Origin of the sequence: Paenibacillus sp. N3.4, from assembly GCF_008017805.1 — a bacterium.
Classification (GTDB): Bacteria; Bacillota; Bacilli; order Paenibacillales; family NBRC-103111; genus Paenibacillus_E.
Window position 1 is genome coordinate 1 of sequence record NZ_VRTT01000036.1, and the last position, 18,542, is coordinate 18,542.

Below are 18,542 nucleotides of genomic sequence, written 5' to 3' on the forward strand. Positions count from 1 at the left end.
GCCAATTTATAATTACGCGAAGAGCCTTTCTACCAGCCAAATCCCGCCTAATACAAGCACGATACCGGAAGCAGCTACAACAGCCCGTCTCGATAATTTCCAACGATGGAAGAAATACAGCAGCGGTAATAATATCGCAACGATAGAAATTTGCACCGCTTCGATCCCCAGATTAAAACTGATCAAATCTACGGCTAATTCATTTTTGGGAATGACCATTTCCTTCATAATGTCGGCGAATCCCATTCCATGAATCAATCCAAATAAGAAAGTCAACACCCAGCGGTGACTGACATTTTTACGAATCATGTTATCCAAAGCCACATAGCAAATACTAAGCGCAATGGCAGGTTCTACAATGTAGGCTGGCACATTAATGATCCCCAGCACGGTTAGCGTCAATGTTAAGCTGTGAGCAACCGTAAATGCGGTAATCATGGTAGCATATTGTTTAAATGTTTGTCTGGCAATAAGCAAAGAAAATAAAAAAAGCAAATGGTCGTATCCAGATAAAATATGATTCATTCCAAGTTTGAAAAATGACAACCATCCTGAAGTCGATTGCGAATTGGTACTATTTGCATCGCTAGCCGATTGGTCATGATGATTCGCAGCTTGCGCTTGTTGAATATCTTGGTACAAGGTTGCATACTCATCAGATGTCATTAACATAAGCCAGCTGCGGTCTTTTCCGGATAAAGCTGCAGTGCTCTTTTGAGGCCCGTACTCAATGGTCAGCAAATCGACATAATTGGTTTTCACATCATTTTCATATAGTTTATCCGTTAAGGAAATGGCATCCGTTTCAGCTGCGGCGGGATACAATACTTTTAAAATCACCTTCGTCGCATCGCCTTTACGATCAAGAACAAAGCTCTCTACTTGCGTCCAAGCTTTCGGTTGATCGTTGATCTTCAAGGTAACATTCGCCTTGATCATCGCTTCCATCTTGTCTTTCATGGCGTCGAATTCTTCCTGTTCAATCATATGATTGTTGTTGAGATCTCCACCGACCAATTCGATCACGGACAATTCATCTAATGCATATGTCATTTCTATTTGCGTTTTCGTCATTGTCAGCGTCGTATAGGCAGCGCTGTAGGCATGAGCTTCAACCATTTGCTTGAAAGGAAGCACAAACAGAAATGAGAACAGCAGCAACGACAATGCGATACGAAGCAAAGGTTTAAACGAAAACATGATATTCCCCCAGTATACAAATGAATGGTTGTTAAGAATGAGAATGCCATTCTTACGAATGGCATTCTGTTTCTTTATTTATCTTAAACTTTTATTTCAGCAATAAATTGTAAATCACTTGAGCTGCTTCTGCGCGTGTTGTAATGCCCTTCGGCTCGAACACACCCGCTGTGCGTCCTTGAACCAAAAGAAGTTCAGCCGCTTGATTCACATACGAGATTGCCCAAGTCGAAACTTCAGCTTCATCTGTAAACGTTGCGCTGGCATTACCGGATGTTTGATTGCCATGAATGGATCCATAAGCCCTCATCATCATTGTAACCATTTCCTCACGGGTAATTTGTGCATTTGGATCAAATACTGTTTCGCTCTTACCGTTTACTACTCCTGCTTTTACCGCGATGGCAATTGCTTCCGCATACCAATCGGTTGACTTCACATCCGTAAATGAAAGCTGTCCGGTTGCGGTAAGCTTCAACGCTCTTACGAGCAGTGAAGTGAATTCTGCGCGAGTTACGTTGCGTCCTGGTTCAAACGTTGTTGCGCTCGTTCCGTTCACAATTTGTTTCGCTGCCAATTCCTTGATGACATTAGCTGCCCAATGACCGCTCGGAACATCGGTAAAGCCCTTTGTCACTTCCAGAACAGCATACTTACTGAAGTGGCTGATTTGCGCTACCATTTCGCCGTTGTCATATTGTCCGCCGATGTATTCCAGCTTGCCATCATCTGCCAAATAATAAACTGCGGCTTGTTTCGGATTTACCGAAGCGCCCACTTTCAAGCGAAGCGTCATCGGTTGATCGAATTTCGACAACACCGCTCCTGTAGAACCATCCGCAAGTGTAATCGACAGCTTGAAATCGTAAATTTCACCGGCGAGCTTAATGTCCGCTTGCGCCTCGCTTTGTCCTTTGACGATAGCATCCTTCGCGGCAGACGCTGAGAGCGGCTCTAATTTCAGTGAAATTGAACTGTTTATTAGGGCTTCTGCCGATAGCTGGCTCGTCAATTGTTTGATTACATTAACAGGTATGTCTATGGTTAATTTATCTGTTTTAATCTCAAGTTGATTTTGTCCGAGCAGTTGGGCTGCGTTGGAAGGAAGTGCGATTTGCTTCGTATCTGCTGAAACTGGGATAGATACTTTACCATTTGCGCCTGTTTATTTAAATCCTCGGATGTTACAACATATTTCCCATCTTTATCGGGATCCGGGTTGTTGTTGTTTATAGGACCTGGACCACCACCGCCACCAGGTCCCGTAACAGCTTTATTCCTGATCTCAATCGTCTTACTAACGTTTGCCTCTTGTAAGGTTTTCTCATTTTTACTATTCACTAGCTTTACATTTTCAAGTTGAATCGATAACGATCCTTTTTTCATAACCTCAAACGTTAATTTGGCCAAAGATACCGTTCCGTTTTCACCCGGTTTTTCCCCATATTCAGCATGCAAAAATTTGATGTGACCATCTGCTTGTTCAACCGGTGTAGAAGTCGAAAAACCGGAATCATTAGCTTTCTCGCTTTCTTTAAACTTCAGCAGACTAGCATCATAAGCAATGGATAAATCGTAAGCATGCACATCGATTAGGTTGCTTCCCTTAATAACAACACTTACTTGATCACCTACGGTAGGTTTGTCGTTGGATACCTCTAGGGTATACGATGCTTCATTCACCGCGAAAACAAACTGTGGAAGCAGTAATAATAGGAGCAGCGACACTAACGCACTACATGAAAGCAGTTTACGTACATGTATCATTTAAATTGTCCTCTCTTTAAAGCTTTAGAGGATGGCATATCAGCCATCCCCCAAAGTCAAGGATGATAGTATAAAAACGTTACTTGGAAGAAAGAATTTTTCTGGATATGAACGCTAAATCAACAATATCTACCTTACCGTCATTGTTAACATCCGCTATTTTGTAGGTATCCCAGTTAGGATCCGTGGACATTTTACCATAATATTTTCCTGCAATGGCCAAATCGACTATATCAATTACTCCATCGCTATTCAAATCTCCCGGCTCACGCTTTATGACAGAAGAAGTAAAGGTTAGCACAGCATTATTCAATGCAGCAACAGCTTGATCAACTTCTGATTGTGCAACAGCTTGATTGTCATAAACCGCTTGAGCACTTGTAATAGCTAATAGCAATACGGCTTTCGTACCTGCAGGATATTGACCAATTACGGTTCCTTCTACTGCAGAAGCATACTTCGCCTGAGCATCCTTTATTGCCGCGCTTAATGCCGCCTTATCCACACTCGCAAATATCTGTAAGCTGTGTGAAACTCCGATTACATTCGTCGCTCCGCCATCCCCTTCAGTGATCCTTAAATTCGAAAGATTAATTGCTGTATTCGTCAATTCAGTAATCGATGATTTTGTTTTCCAGTGGAGCACCAATAAATCACCATTTCTTATGTCGGTTGCACCATAACTTGCAGCAATGAAACGAATTTGACCCGGCTTCAATTGTTGATCCACAATCTGGAATTGATTGTTTACCGAATCAGCAGCAATAAATTCGACTTGATTCTGATCATAAGTGAATGTGATATCCTGGGCATAAACATTGCTTGTTACATTCGATAATCCATATGCTAGATCGAACGAACCGCCGGCTATAACATGGCTGGATCCGGTTAATGTCGCACGTACGGAATCTAATGAACCGGATACGGTTATATCACTTGTTGCCTTTTTGCCGCCATCTGCCGCGGCCGCCGTAATTGTAGCTGTTCCGGCTCCGACTGCTGTAACTTTACCATTATTATCTACGGTTGCTACGTTTAGATTATTTGACGTCCAGATGATGGCTTGATTCGTCGCATTCACTGGTGCAACCGTCGCGAGTATGGTTTGTGTTCCTCCTACAATAAGAGCAATTGTTGTTGGAGTCAGTGTCACGCCTGTTACAGCAATCTCATTCGGCGTAAATATAAGCAGCGTAGATTGACCTGCAGGAATCGCTCCATTCGCTTTCACACGCACTTGCACGCTATGGCTGCCGCTTAGGTCCGGTGCCGCGGATGCGTTATATGCCGTCCAAGCCCCACCATCAATGCTGTACTCCATCGTCGAATTAATCCCTACAATGATGTTGTTCACATCGTCGGCTGTTACATTAGGAGCTGCAGGAGATTGTCCATTCGCAGTAAATGTTAATGTCGTCGATTGGCCTGCCGGAACTGCTCCATTCGCTTTCACTCGCACTTGCACAGTGTGGTTACCGCTTAAGTCAGGTGCCGAAGATGCGTTATATGTCACCCATATGCCGCTGTCAATGCTGTACTCCATCGTTGCATCAATACCTAAGATAACGTTATTCACATCATCTGCCGTTACATTAGGCGCTGCCGGAGATTGTGCATTCGCCGTGAATGTCAACGTCTTGCTTAGACCTGCTAAGACGTCTCCCATTGCACTCACACGAACCTGAACAGAATAATTGCCATTTAAATCAGGTGGAGTTGCCGAGTTGTAAGTTATCCAGCCTGCGTTATTGATGTTGTACTCCATCGTTGAATCAATACCTGTTACAGCCTTATTCAAATCATCTGCGCTCACATTTGGCGCTGACCGCAGCAAAATACCAGTAACGACAACATCATCAAGTCGGCTTGTTCCGGTTGTTGCTATAAGTGTACCGTTAACCGCATTACTCGAAGCCAAAAGCCACCTTACATACAAAGTAGATTGGTTATTAGCTGAGGCTGGTAAAGTCGCGTTATCCAAGCTGACAAAAGTGCTCGCAGTAGTTATTGTAATTGCGGCATTAGGAACGTTCGACCAAGACGTGCCATCCAAACTATACTGAAGCTTAAATTCTTTGGGTCCGGTACCTGAGCTGGTTTGTTTCGAAGTCACTTGGATATAGGAATATCCCGATGCATCGAATGATGCCAACCAGTACCTATCTCCTGACCCATCCCATCCAGAAGTGCTAACGGCTTTACTTCCGCTAGTTGTCGGATAACTAAATGCACCTGTTGGCCCCACAACGGATATAGGCTTAGCCGCAGCTTTTTTCAGACCACTTGAAGCATTAGTCGTACTGTCTTCAAAATCCCATTTCACCAAAGTCGGTGGCGTGATTATGTTGCTATTCGTCACCGCAACATCGGTCCATCCGATAATTTTGTTATTTCCATCCACAGATACAATGTAGATATGCTGGCTCGGACTTACGAAGATATCCGCATTAGCAACTAAAACTTTGTTATAATCCGTCGCCAATTCCCCTACTGCAGGTTGATACAATGAATTCACTGGACCAACTGCATATTTCAGCGTACCCGCAGGCACTGCTGTAGCCTTAGTTCCCAGCGCACTGCCTAATGCCCAGGTAAACCCAGTTAAAGCTGGTGCAGCTGTACTAAAATACAAATTCTTAATTTGACCTGCAAGCACACTACCAGTCGCTTTAACACGTACCTTAACATTATGCTCGCCGCTCAAGTTGGGAGGAGTGGCTGCAACATAAGGCGTCCAACCCAACTCATCGATATTATATTCCATGGTTGTATCGATACCCACGATAATTTTAGCGCCAATATCGGCTCTTACGTTAGGTTGCAAAGGTATTACATTAATGATGGCAGAAGCTCGGAAGCCTCCATCCAGCGTCTCCGCATTAATCGTTGTTGTTCCGAGACCCACAATTGATACAACACCGTTTGTTACCTTAGCGATTGCTTCATTGTTTGAAGACCAAATCACCGATGCAATCGTTGCATTAGCTGGCAACACAGTAGCTGCTAGCGTAATATCCGGATTACCTATCGATACTGTAGCTGAATTTTTATTTAGCTGTACGCCAGTTACCGGGATAAGAGCATCGGTTTTTATCAATTCCCTGGTATCACGAACACGAATCCGAGTACCTTCAGAAAATGCCCCCGACAGACCTATCGCAGATAGTTTATCTCCAACTTTAAGCTTTGGTATCGGTACTCCGCTTTGACTGGCAATATAACCATCAATGAAAACCAGTACATCTCCAGAACCATCATTAATAACGTAGGAGCTGTCATCAGGAATCGCCGTAACCGGACCAAATACTTTTACCAATAGTCCTAAGTTTTCATCAATAGTCGAATTCTTTGTCGAAACGGATTTCGGTTGAATCGGTGAACCCGAGCTCACTTTAACAATACTATTGGCAAATTTGTCAAACTCAAGTTCAAATTGTTCTCGAAAATTTTGATATGACCATAAGCCCTAATCGTATCTCCGACTTTCAAAGAACCTTCCGGAATTTCACTAAAGGCCATGATTCCGCCGGTTTCATCCTGTACATAAACGGCATCGTAAAACACCCCTGCCCCGGAAGTTACTTTACCTTGAACCACTACATCCGTATCAGGAGCAAGTTTACGGGCATCGCCGATTGTGGTAACCTTCGTATCTCGGTGTCCGAGCCATTTCATCGCGTTAAGAGCAAAATCCCCATTATTATTAGGGTCCGTACTCACTTTCAACTGATTATCATTGAAGATATTCATCCCAGCAATGAAAAGTCTACCACTGCCGATCTGTTCAGTGACTACCAATGGAATCTGCGAACCTCCTGCGCTTCCCGAACCAACCTTATAGGAAACACCTGCTGATGGCGCGCTTTGCTGAAACGTAGATTCATTACCGCGAACCAATATGGAAACATTGCCGCCATCCACAAGCGCGGCTTTTCCACCGGCAAGGTTATTTCGAGCAAGGCTCGTGCCGCTGTAAAAATCCATGACAGAAACAAAATCTGTCAAGTAATTGGCTAGAGGAACCGGGCGAGTTCTTACCGCATACTCATTGCCTGTAATCGTAGCCCAGAAATTCCCTGCTCTAGAATCATCATAAATCGTATCACCATTAAACAATACGGTAGACCCTACACCTGATAGTAAACTATTGAGGGCAGTACCATTGCTTTTTTCGGATACATAAACCGATCCGCCACCAGTTATAAAGTCTTTGACAGCATTAATCTCCCCAGTTGAATACGAAGTTGCCGGATGGGTCAACATAAGAATCTTAGTCCCTGCTAAAGCTGCTGAAGTAAGGGTTGCTCCCGTATTTTCAGCTAATGTATAGCCTTCTTTTCGCATCACTGAGGTAAATGTGGTTAGATTATTCGCATACTTACCCGTATCTGTCGTCGTATTCTCGTTTTGATGCGAAGAATCGATTAATACCTTGATTCCCAAGGACGGCTTAATCGTAAACGCCTGTTCGAACTTATTGTCTCCAATATTATTTCCGTCGCCTGCTGTCAGCACGACAATAATCTTGTGGTTCCCTGCAATTGGATTGGCCCACGTCACTTGAGCTGTAGCGGACTTATTGGTAGGAAGCGAGCTAATGACAGCTTCACCAATCTTATTCCCCATCTCTACGCTATCATAGTAAAAGCTTGCGTTGAGATTGTTGACATTAATAACACCAAGATTGCTGATGCTAGCCGTAAGAGTAGTTGGAACCGCACCTGTAATAGATCCTTCCGACGCAGTCACGCCGCTAACCTTCACATACAGATCATCAGTCGGAGACCAAATCGGAGCAGAGTAAATTCTATCTCCATCTTTTTGTGTCACACGTACAACAAACCATTGTTGCCCGCCTACGACATTGATCGTATTCTTCCAATTAAAAGATGTCTTCGATCCGGATGGGCTAATTGAATCAACAACTCTTCCGCCATTGCTGACGATTTCGATTTTGTCTATGTTATCGTTAGACGGTGTCTTTAAGTAGCTGTATTTAGGATCACTGCTGCTTTCTAAGACAGGATCGCTTACATTGATGTCAAATTGTAACGTCTTCGTATCAGTTGTAGAACCCATGTACCAACCGCTAGCCGAAACATCCAATTGAGCATTGGGATCTTCGCTGAAATAAACGCGCATTTTACGCATGGAATCAAGCAAAGATTCTTGGGTTAGATCTTTTGACACGATTACCGTACGTTTTTTCGTTTGTCCCCAAGTGGCATCATGGTTGTCTTCCCCGTAAGTAGGCGCTACATGCCATCCCAAATCAAGCGCGCTGAACAGTTTATCTTCTGCGTTCGCATATCCGTAATGACCGGAGCCATTCCCTACCTCGAGCATTGTAAAGAGCTTATCCACATTCTTGTCATATGGAATAAAGTTATCGAAAGCATTTGCTGACATCGCCGGATGATTAAACTGGGCTACGATATTATCGTAAGTCAGAACCCATGCGTAATAATTTTGCAAATTCTGATATTTGCTCCCATCTTCCATGCGATCAATAAAGTTCGATGTTCCAAAAACGTTGGAGTGCCCCCACGTCGTTGAAGTCATCTCAAAAGCAGGAAATACGACAAAACTTCCGTCTTTTGTATATTTTTTCGCTAAATCTTTCGTTAATTGCCAATCCGATCCACCTGAACGTTCAGGCATACCTTTGTGATCAACGGTATCTTTATTCACCAAAGCGGAATCGATATCGTGCGAATGGTCAGAGAAAGCAAAAAAATCGTAATTATTATTCTGCGAGGCCTTCAAAGCATCCTCTGGACTACCAGTCGCATCATGTGAGATATTCGTATGATTATGTGTCGTCCCACGATAATGATTACCGCCTGTGAACCTTTGTGCAACCGTGAATGTCCAAGAATAGGTTGATAAATTTCCAACCATATCTTTTGCTTCAACGGTTACTAGATTAGGACCTTCATCTAAATCATCCGCTGTAGTCAAAGTCAACCTGATTTGATCGTCTTTCACAATCGCTTTATTCGTGAAATCTTTATCGCCTATTTTTATTTTAGCGGTTGCTGCATTCACACCGCTTAAATCAAACATGGAAACAGAGATTGTCGGATGTTTGGTCTCGATGGTATCTCCTTTGGCAGGAAGTGCATTCGAGAATGTAGGTCCTTCCGTATCTTCGCCAACTTCCACCGTATATGGACCGGCTGCAATGGTTTTGCCATCTTCCCCTTTGGCCTCAATATAATAAACAAATGCCGGAGTCGGAACATTTGCCGCTGGAATCGATCCATTGTAATTCATTGCGTCAGCTGTATCCATAACAATCGATTTATACGCTGCATCATTAACAGCTTTGTAATATAAGGTTACAGAATCCGCATTTTTGGCAATTGCCGAAAAGGGAAGATTGACATCCGGAATACCTTTCGTCAAGGGGGTATGCGTTAATGCCAGTTCTCCTCTAATATCGGCGACGTTTCTGATTTGTAAGTAATAGCCGCTTGTATAAGGAGGGGTAATTTGTGATTGTCCAATTATACCTGTAAATGTATAAGATGAATTCAAAGCTAGCGTTGTATTAGGGTCAATTCCGGTTACTCCAAGAACTTTTACAATGGCTGTTTTTTCTGAATCATCAGCAACCGTTACATTGTAATCCGAGCCTAGTTTATTAATAGCCATTACTTTCCCGTAAAATTTAACTAAATTCCCTTCTAAAGGCTCTGCTGAATTAAAAGAAGTTAAATCAACAATACGGATGTTCTGTGGAGTAGGCGCTGCGGCAACTCCTTGGTCCGTAATGCTGTCCGCAATAAATCGCGTTTGACCTTTCGTGAATGCAACACGTCCAGAAATTTGTAATTTGTGGCCTTTTGTAATGGTTATAGAAGGTTTATTTAAACCGATGACATTTATTCCGCCACTGGAATCCTGCATATAAAAATTGGTACTTTCTGTTCCAAGCACATTGTTCTCAGCCGTTACTACACCGGTAATCGTAGCTGATTTCCCTAAATTTGTTGCCAAGCCAGTAGCATCGACTGTGTGAAGCACACCAATTGTCGTGCTTCCCAAATCAACAGTACTCGGACCAACTGGATAGGAGGAGTTTCTAGGATTAGGCGATGCTAAAACAAAATCATTCTTGTTGTTTTTAGAATCCCAACCGTTCCCATCACCAGATACATCTGGTTGCAAACCTGTGTTGGTTAAACGAAAATAAGACATTGTCGCAACACTTGTATTAGCGTCAGCAGGTGTAGTCCATGAATCATTTGTTCCACTTCCTCCATATCCGAGAAAGTCAACGACTGCAGCATCCGTACTGCCGCTAATCGCCGTCTGTTTGGAGGCAATAGCAAGTTTTGCACCACCAGCACCAAAATTCACTGAGCCAGTGACAATAACATTAGGGGTTGGCAGATCCAAACCCACTGTATTGGTTTGAGCTGTACACTGGATCAGGTAATAACCGTAAGCAGGAATCGAACCTGTTAATTTCGTTATCGTAGAGAAAGTTCCAGCCGCTGATGTGTTCTGCAACGACCATGTACTTACATCTACTGGACTACTGGTCGGGTTGTATAGTTCAACGAACCTGTTTTTATAAATACTGCTTCCGTTACCGATGAAAACCTGGCTTATCACTACATGGTTCGCTTTTCCAGATACTGCTGCTTGCGCTTGTTGCACATTGACTATCAAACTCGTCGGTAAAACCATTGTTAGCAGCAAAAGAATGGTTAGCGCAAGACTATACCATTTCTTGTTCTTACCTGTGATATGTAACAATCTATTTCCCCCTCACAAATTTCTTTTTTTGAATATTCAAACATTTGCAAAAATAACTGAAATTTGGTAAGTTTAGGAAGGCCTCCTTTTGCATGGAAAAAAACCTTGACAAAAGATGCCGCCATAGCCGTCTATCAAAGCGCCTCGCCAAAAGCCTATTGATAGCGGCTTGTTTTTGTTGAAATCAACTCCTTTGAGAACGTTTACTTGTTAAATAATCTCATGATTGGAAAAATTTCAAACTTTTGAAAAAAGTATTTTTTACATTTGATTATATTTTAACTATAAGACATATTAAGTTGATTGTAAACCGATTTTTCCGCCTAATCCCTTTACAATTCATTAATATTTTGAAAATTTGAACTACTTAAATTTTACATATGTTCATACTTATTTTTAACAGCGTACAAAAATGTCAAGATGCCAATCATGCGATTGGCACCTAAACTTTCAACAAGTGTTTTGAAACAAAACAGATGATTATTTATTCAATAAATTGTAAATGACTTGAGCTGCTTCTGCGCGTGATGTAATGCCTTGAGGTTCGAATACTCCAGCTGCGCGACCTTGCACAAGATGAAGAGCTGCTGCTTGATTGACAAACGCTACAGCCCAAGAAGAAATCTGCAGTTCGTCTGTAAACGAAGCACTTCCATTTCCATTGGCTGGGTTGCCGGTAACCGACGAATAGGCGCGCATCAACATCGTCACCATTTCCTCACGGTTAATTGGTGCATTCGGATCGAATACTTTGTCGCTTTTCCCGTTCACAATACCCGCTTTTACAGCAATAGAGACTGCTTCGGCGTACCAATCATCGGACTTCACATCCGTAAATGAAAGCTGTCCAGTTCCGGTTAGCTTCAGTGCCCTTACAAGCAAAGAAGTGAATTCTGCGCGAGTTACACTGCGCTCCGGTTCAAACGTCGTTGCACTTGTTCCATTCACTATTTGTTTAGCAGCCAATACCTTAATGACGTCTGCTGCCCAATGACTGTTCGGAACATCAGCGAAGGCCTTCGTCACTTCCAGTACGGCATACTTACTGAAGTGGCTGATTTGCGCAACCATTTCACCATTGCTATATTGTCCGCCAATGAATTCAAGTTTGCCACTATCAGCAATATAGTAGATGCCGGCTAATTTGGGATTTATCGAAGCATCTACTTTTAATGGATCGTTATCGGCTGGTCGAATTTCGTGAGTACCGCAGCCGATGAACCATCTGCATTGGTGACGGACAGCTTGAATTCGTATATTTCACCAAAAAGTTTAATATCCGCCTGGGACACACCTTGTTCTTTGGTGATCAATGCTTTGGCCTCAGATGCAGACAGCGGATCAAATTTCAGCGAAATCGTGCTGTCTTTCAATGCTTCTGCAGATAATCCACTCGTTAATTGTTTAATTAAATCAACAGGTATGTCTAAGGTTAATTTATCCGTTTTAATCTCAAGTTGATTTTGTCCAAGCAGTTGGGCTGTATTATAAGGAAGCGTGAGTTGTTTCACGGCTCCTAAAACAGGAATGATGACCTTGCCATTTTCCGCCGGCGTGTTCATTTCTCCAAGCGTTACGATATGGTTACCATCTTTATCTGTGCTTGGTGTGTTGTTGCTGCCTGACGAACCATTGCCAGTTTCGGTGCCTGAGCCTCCGTTGTAGCTTTTCGCTGGCACTTTCACCTGAATGCTCACAGTGCTCGCTTTCGTATTATCGGATGTTCTGGTCACTTCCAAAACGAGATCAACCGTTGTTGCTACACTTGGCGGAACTATCATTCCGTCTGTTTTAATAACGGTTGCGTTACTTGAACTCTTGATCGCTATGGTGAAACCTTCTGGTACCATCGGCAGCGTTAACACAGTTCCATCTTTGACAGGTTCCTTGATCGACGTAATTGCCTTTGCAATATCCGCAGCCTGTGTCGATTCAACTACGCTTTTCGCAGGTACTACTACTGAAATACTTGAACTACTCGCCTTGGTACCATCAGATGTTCTCGTTACTTCCAATACAAGATCTACCGTTGTTTCTATTATAGGCGGAACAATTGTTCCGTCTGTAGCAATAACAGTTGTGTTACTTGAACTCTTAATCGCTAAGGTGAATCCTTCCGGTACCTTAGGCAGTGTTAACACTGTTCCGTCTTTCGCAGGTGCGGTGATCGTTGTTATTGCCTTTGCAATATCCGAAGCCGTTGTCGATTGCGTCGTGCTTTTCGCAGGCACTACGACCGAAATGCTTGGACTACTTGCCTTTGCACCATCAGCTGTTCTTGTTACTTCCAATACTAAATCTACCATTGTTTCTAGTATAGGCGGAACAATCGTTCCATCATTTGAAATAACAGCTGCATTGCTCGAACTCTTAATCGCTAAGGTGAAACCTTCCGGTACGCTCGGCAGTGTTAAAACCGTACCGTCTTTCAGAGGCGCGGTAATCGACGTAATTGCAGAAGCAAGAGTTTTAACCGATTTGGCGATATTTATAGATTTCTTAACCACTGCCGTTTGTACGGGTACGGTAGCGTTCAATTGGCTATCCACGAGCTTTACATCTTTCATTTCAATTGAGGCTGTTCCTGACTCCTTCGCTATAAACGTTAACGTGAACAAACTTTGATCCCCATTGACGCCTGGTACTGGTCCAACTTTCGAAAAGGCAAATTGAAAATGTCCATCTGTTAAACCATCGATTACGGGAACTGAAAAACCATACATAGAGGCACTTGCACTTTTAATTTGATATTCTAACAAACTAGGATCAAAATCAAGGTTCACTTCATAAGCAAACACATCGGTAAGGTTAATCCCCTTCACCTCTACTTTAATCTCATCGCCTACAGAGATTGGTTTGTCGTTTATAACTTCTAGGGAGAAGGAAGCAGAATTCGGATTCGCTGAAGCAAACTGAGGAAGCAGCGAAAATAACAGCAGCGATGCTATCAGAATATAAGAAAGTAATCTATGAATCCTTATCATTGTAAATTTTCTCCTTTCTGTTAAACAATAGGAGGAGGGCATTGCTGCCTTCCTCCTATTGTTAAGTTATTATTTAGATTCAAGAATTTTTCTGGCAACTATCGCAAGATCTTGAATGTCAACCTTACCGTCATTGTTGACATCTGCAATCTTGTAAGTATTCCAGTTTGGATCTGCGGACGTTTTGCCATAATACTTCGCTACAATGCCCAAATCTGCGATATCAATTTCTCCGTCTCTATTGACATCTCCAAGTGCCGGCTTAATAACAGAGTCCGTAAATGTTTGCTTCGCGGCATTCAGTACCACTACAGCCTGATCAACCTGCTGTTGAGTAGCCATTTCATTATCGGAAACTATTTTTGCGTTGTTAATGGCTGCAAGCAGGGCCGCTTTCGTCCCAACAGGATATTGGTCGATTTTGGTGCCTTCTACTGCTGTATTATACAGATTTTGCGTGCTAGTCATTAATGCGTTCAAGGCCGACTTATCTGAGTCAACTGGTTTAATAACAGAGTCCGTAAATGTTTGCTTCGCGGCATTCAGTGCCACTGTAGCATCATCCACCTGCTGTTGAGTAGCATTTTGATTATCGGAAACTGTTTTGGCATTGTTAATGGCTGTAAGCAGGACCGCTTTCGTTCCAACAGGATATTGGCCGATTTTGGTGCCTTCTACTGCTGTATTATACAGATTTTGCGTGCTAGTCATTAATGCGTTCAAGGCCGACTTATCTGCAGCCATGAGGATCTGTAGATTGAAGGAAGTACCCTTTACTTGCGTTCCCACTTCTCCATTAGATACTTTCATATTTGAGATGGTTATCGATGTCGTCTGAGCAGCTTTATTTTTGGCTTTCCAATGGAGAACCAACAAATCGCCACTTGAATTAACAGCATTTGTATCTCCGAAGCTTGCACCAATGAAGCGGATTTCACCTTCTTTTTCCTTTTTGTCAACAAGCTGGAATCCGTTTCTCACAGAATCGGCGGAAACAAATTCCACCAGATCAGGATCATAAGTAAATGTAATATCCTGTGCATAAAGACTGCTCGTGACATTCGTCAATCCAAAAGTAAGATCAAACGAACCGCCAGTGATCACATTATTCGTTCCTTTTAATGCGGTGCCTAAGCTATCGCCTTTCTCCGTCACTATCAACTCTTTGGTATCCCGAACACGAATTCGAGTTCCGTCAGAATACTTACCTGCAAGTCCCACAGCCTGAAGCGTATCTCCTACTTTTGCACTCGGTGTCGGACCTGATTGGGTAGCAATATAACCGTCTGTGAATACAAGCACCGGCCCGCTGCCGTCGTCAAGTACAAAGGAAAGTCCGCCATCCTCTACAGATTGAACTTTACCTTCTACTTCACCAGAAGTCCTTGATTGGTTTCATTTGTAGAATCTTTGGTACTTGCCAGTTTTGGCGTAATCGGCGTTCCTGTTGTTTTATTCAACTTAATGAAACTATCAAGGAATTCGCCAAACTCCAATTCTTTATTGTTTTCGAACGTTTTAGTATGCCCATAAACACGAACTTTATCACCTAATTTAAGCGAACCTGCCGGAATCTGATTAAATGCCATGATTCCTCCGGTCTCATCTTGAATGTACGCAGCGTCATAGAATACACCCGCCGCGGAAGTGACCGTACCTTCAATTACTGCATCCTTTTCATCAGGTAAATTACGAACATCCCCAATTTTGGAAACTACCGTATCTCGACCTGCCAACCAGTTATAAACGTTTAACGTAAATCTTGGATTGCCTTTGTATTCAAAGGTAGCATCTTGTTGTTTGTCGTTAAATACGTTCATACCTGAAACGATGACGCGACCTTGCCCAACCTTCTCAGATGCGATCAACGGAATTTGCGCACCATTATTGCTGTTGGTATCCGTGTTGTAAGTGACCGCTCCGGCTTTAAGGTTGCCTTGATAGGTCGTTTTATTTCCTTTAATCAACAGTGTGACCTTATCACTGTCCGTCAACTTCGTTCCGTCAGCTTTAGATAAACTTGCGCCGCTGTAATAATCAAGCGACCTTACAATGTCTGTAACATAGTTATTTACAGGTTCTGGATAAGCCCTTACAGCAAATGGACTAACCTTAGGATCCCCCCAGAAGTTACCTGTTTTACTATCATCAAATACGCCATCATTATTCACTCGAATATCTGATCCAAGGGCTTGTAAAAGCGGATTATTAATCGTTGGATCTGTGCTGTTGTTACTTTTCCCAGTAATCAACAAGGATCCGCCAGCTTTTACAAAATCCACAATCGCGGTTTGCTCAGCAGTTGTTAAAGCTGTTTTAGGATGCGAAATCATCAGCACTTTAACCCCTGCTAATACTGCGGCAGTAAACGGAACTTTATTCTCTATAAATGAGTAGCCTTCCGTTTGCAAAATCTTAGTCATGATTTTGAATTGATCTTTATACGTCCCTGAATCTCCGGAAGAATTCTCGTTTCCGTGCGCACCATCAAGCATGACTGTGATGCCTAACGGAGGCTTGATTTTGAACGGCTTTTCAAAGGTGTTATCTTTCGTGTCATCACCAGCAGGAGGGTCCACGACTGCAATAAATGTAATATCACCACTGACTGGATTACTCCAATTAAACGTCGCATATCCCATCGTTTTAGCCGCTAAATTAGCGATTGTAAAATCACCAATTTTGTGAGCAGCATCTGCTTGATTGTAATAAAGATGAACGTTCAAATTGCTTGCAACTGTTTTTCCAAGATTGCTTACGAGCGCTTTAATCGTTGCAGGGCTTCCGCCTGTGATGGCATCGCCAACAACTTCAATTCCGCTCAAGCGTACATCTGGATTCACTTCTTTGGTCCAGATCGGTGAAGAGTAGGCATGATCGCCGTCTTTTTGTGTTACTTTAACGACAAACCATTGCTGTGCTCCAACAACATTTATTGTAGTATCCCATGTAAAGGAAGTAGAATCTGTGGTTGGAACCAGTGTTTTAACTACTCTACCACCATTCGTGATAATTTCTACTTTGGCAATGTTGTCGTTGGACTTGTAGTCTTTCGGTAAAAATTTATAGTCTGGATTTGTTGGTGATTCAGCCAGTGAATCACTGCCTGTGATATGGAAATCAAGTGTTTGTCTGTCAATAATTGAACCCATATAATAACCATTTGCCGAAACGTCCAAGGTCATGTTTGGATCTTCCGTAAAATAAACATGCATGTTTTTCATGGACTCTAACAATGATTCTTGAGAAAGATCTTTGGCAACGATGACTGTACGCTTCATCGTTTGCCCCCAAGTAGCATCATGGTTATCCTCACCGTAGGTAGGAGCAACATGCCATCCAAGATCCAATGCATTAAAGAATTTATCCTCTGCATTCGCATATCCATAGTGACCTGAGCCATTTCCTACTTCAAGCATGGTAAACAGTTTATCCACATTTTTGTCATACGGAATAAAATTATCAAAAGCGTTTGCCGACATAGCCGGGTGATTGAACTGTGCAACGATATTATCGTAAGTCATTACCCATGCATAGTAGTTGTTTAAGTTCTGATATGCTCCGCCATTAACTACACGGTCAATGAAATTAGACGTACCGAACACATTGGAGTGACCCCAAGTTGTAGATGTCATTTCAAAAGCCGGGAAAACAACGAATTTATCGTTTTTCGTATAGTCTTTGGCAAGCTTTTGTGTAAGCTGCCAATCACTTCCGCCTGTTCTTTCTGTCATACCGCCTTTATTGATCACATTGTCTGAAGTAGCTTGACTTGCGTCAATATCATGTGAGTGGTCGGAGAATGCGAACCAATCATATTTATATTTTTGAGCTTCTTGCAGCGCTTTTTCCGGATCACCCGCTGCATCATGGGAAATACTCGTATGGTTGTGTGTCGTTCCGCGATAATGATTCCCGCCTGTGAACGGCATAATGACTTCAAAATCCCATGAGACAGCACTTGCGTTACCTATCATATCCTTCGAGATGACTTGAACGGTATGGGTTCCAATCGTAAGATCCGTTTGAAGTGCAACGGATACTTCATTATTTAAAATAGTGACTTGCTGAGATGGTATTGTTGCACCATCTACTTTTACAATAACTGAGCTTGTATCCACACCACTTGGATCAGACAAGCTTACGGAAATGTCAGGAAGCTTACTTTCCGTTTTTTGTCCTGGGGATGGAATCATTTTTGAATACGCAGGACCTTCTGTATCCACAACCACAGAAACTTGGTTAGGAGAAATGGAGTTTCCGGATGATTGAACTTGTGTTCCTGCTTTTGCTTCAATGTAATATTCAAATCCAGCTGCCGGTACAGATGCTTTCGCTAGATTAGCCGTATAATTCGAATTGTCCGTTGAAATCATAGGGACTTTCGTATAATTCGAATCTCCCTTGGCTCTGTAGTAAAAGTCAACTGACTGAGCATTTTGGGCAATGGCATTAAAAGCAAGATCTACATCTTTATACACTTGCTTGATTGGATCATGAGAAAAACCTAATACTCCAACAACATCTGCTTTACTTCTCGGGAAAACTTGATAGCCGGATGTGAAAGGTGCTGTTGTTTTGTTTTGTCCTACAACTCCCGTAATGGTATATGTGCTGCCCACAACTAAATCTGTAGCCACATTTATACCAGCGCCAAGTGTTGGAGCTGCAGCAGTGATGACACGAACAATAACAGACTTGTTATTGGCGTCAACCAAAGTGACATTATAGTTGGCTCCTGATGCGACAGAGCTCGCCACTTTACCTGTAATCGTAACAAGTAAACCTTCCAATGGCTCGGCAGTCGCATAGCTGGTTAAATCA

The 18,542-nt window shown here is 42.6% G+C and carries 9 protein-coding genes; all 9 read right to left on the reverse strand.

Annotated elements, in window-relative coordinates; all coding sequences use genetic code 11:
• Positions 1 to 12: 12 nt before the first annotated feature.
• On the reverse strand, positions 13 to 1,200 hold the full coding sequence (locus FU659_RS18530) for a HupE/UreJ family protein (protein WP_147948934.1): 1,188 nt from the start codon (positions 1,198 to 1,200) through the stop codon (positions 13 to 15).
• Positions 1,201 to 1,291: 91 nt separating this feature from the next.
• Positions 1,292 to 2,212, reverse strand: a complete 921-nt coding sequence (locus FU659_RS18535) for an S-layer homology domain-containing protein (protein WP_147948935.1) — start codon at positions 2,210 to 2,212, stop codon at positions 1,292 to 1,294.
• 32 nt (positions 2,213 to 2,244) lie between these two features.
• Complete coding sequence (locus FU659_RS18540) at positions 2,245 to 2,967, reverse strand: cohesin domain-containing protein (protein ID WP_147948936.1); 723 nt, start codon at positions 2,965 to 2,967, stop codon at positions 2,245 to 2,247.
• Positions 2,968 to 3,046: 79 nt separating this feature from the next.
• Complete coding sequence (locus tag FU659_RS18545; RefSeq protein WP_147948937.1) at positions 3,047 to 6,358, reverse strand: DUF4073 domain-containing protein; 3,312 nt, start codon at positions 6,356 to 6,358, stop codon at positions 3,047 to 3,049.
• Entirely contained in the window at positions 6,355 to 10,734 is a 4,380-nt protein-coding gene (locus tag FU659_RS18550; RefSeq protein ID WP_147948938.1) for a CehA/McbA family metallohydrolase, read from the reverse strand. The genes FU659_RS18545 and FU659_RS18550 overlap by 4 nt, the downstream gene beginning before the upstream one ends.
• Before the next feature lie 480 nt (positions 10,735 to 11,214).
• A complete protein-coding gene (locus FU659_RS18555) occupies positions 11,215 to 11,805 on the reverse strand; it encodes an S-layer homology domain-containing protein (RefSeq protein WP_147948939.1) in 591 nt (196 codons plus the stop codon).
• 98 nt (positions 11,806 to 11,903) lie between these two features.
• The gene (locus FU659_RS18560) at positions 11,904 to 13,718 is read right to left on the reverse strand and encodes a cohesin domain-containing protein (RefSeq protein ID WP_147948940.1); all 1,815 of its coding nucleotides are present in this window, start codon (positions 13,716 to 13,718) and stop codon (positions 11,904 to 11,906) included.
• A gap of 69 nt (positions 13,719 to 13,787) precedes the next feature.
• Entirely contained in the window at positions 13,788 to 15,020 is a 1,233-nt protein-coding gene (locus FU659_RS18565; RefSeq protein ID WP_147948941.1) for a cohesin domain-containing protein, read from the reverse strand.
• A 65-nt stretch (positions 15,021 to 15,085) separates the two neighbouring features.
• Complete coding sequence (locus FU659_RS18570; RefSeq protein WP_147948942.1) at positions 15,086 to 18,511, reverse strand: DUF4350 domain-containing protein; 3,426 nt, start codon at positions 18,509 to 18,511, stop codon at positions 15,086 to 15,088.
• Positions 18,512 to 18,542 lie beyond the last annotated feature (31 nt).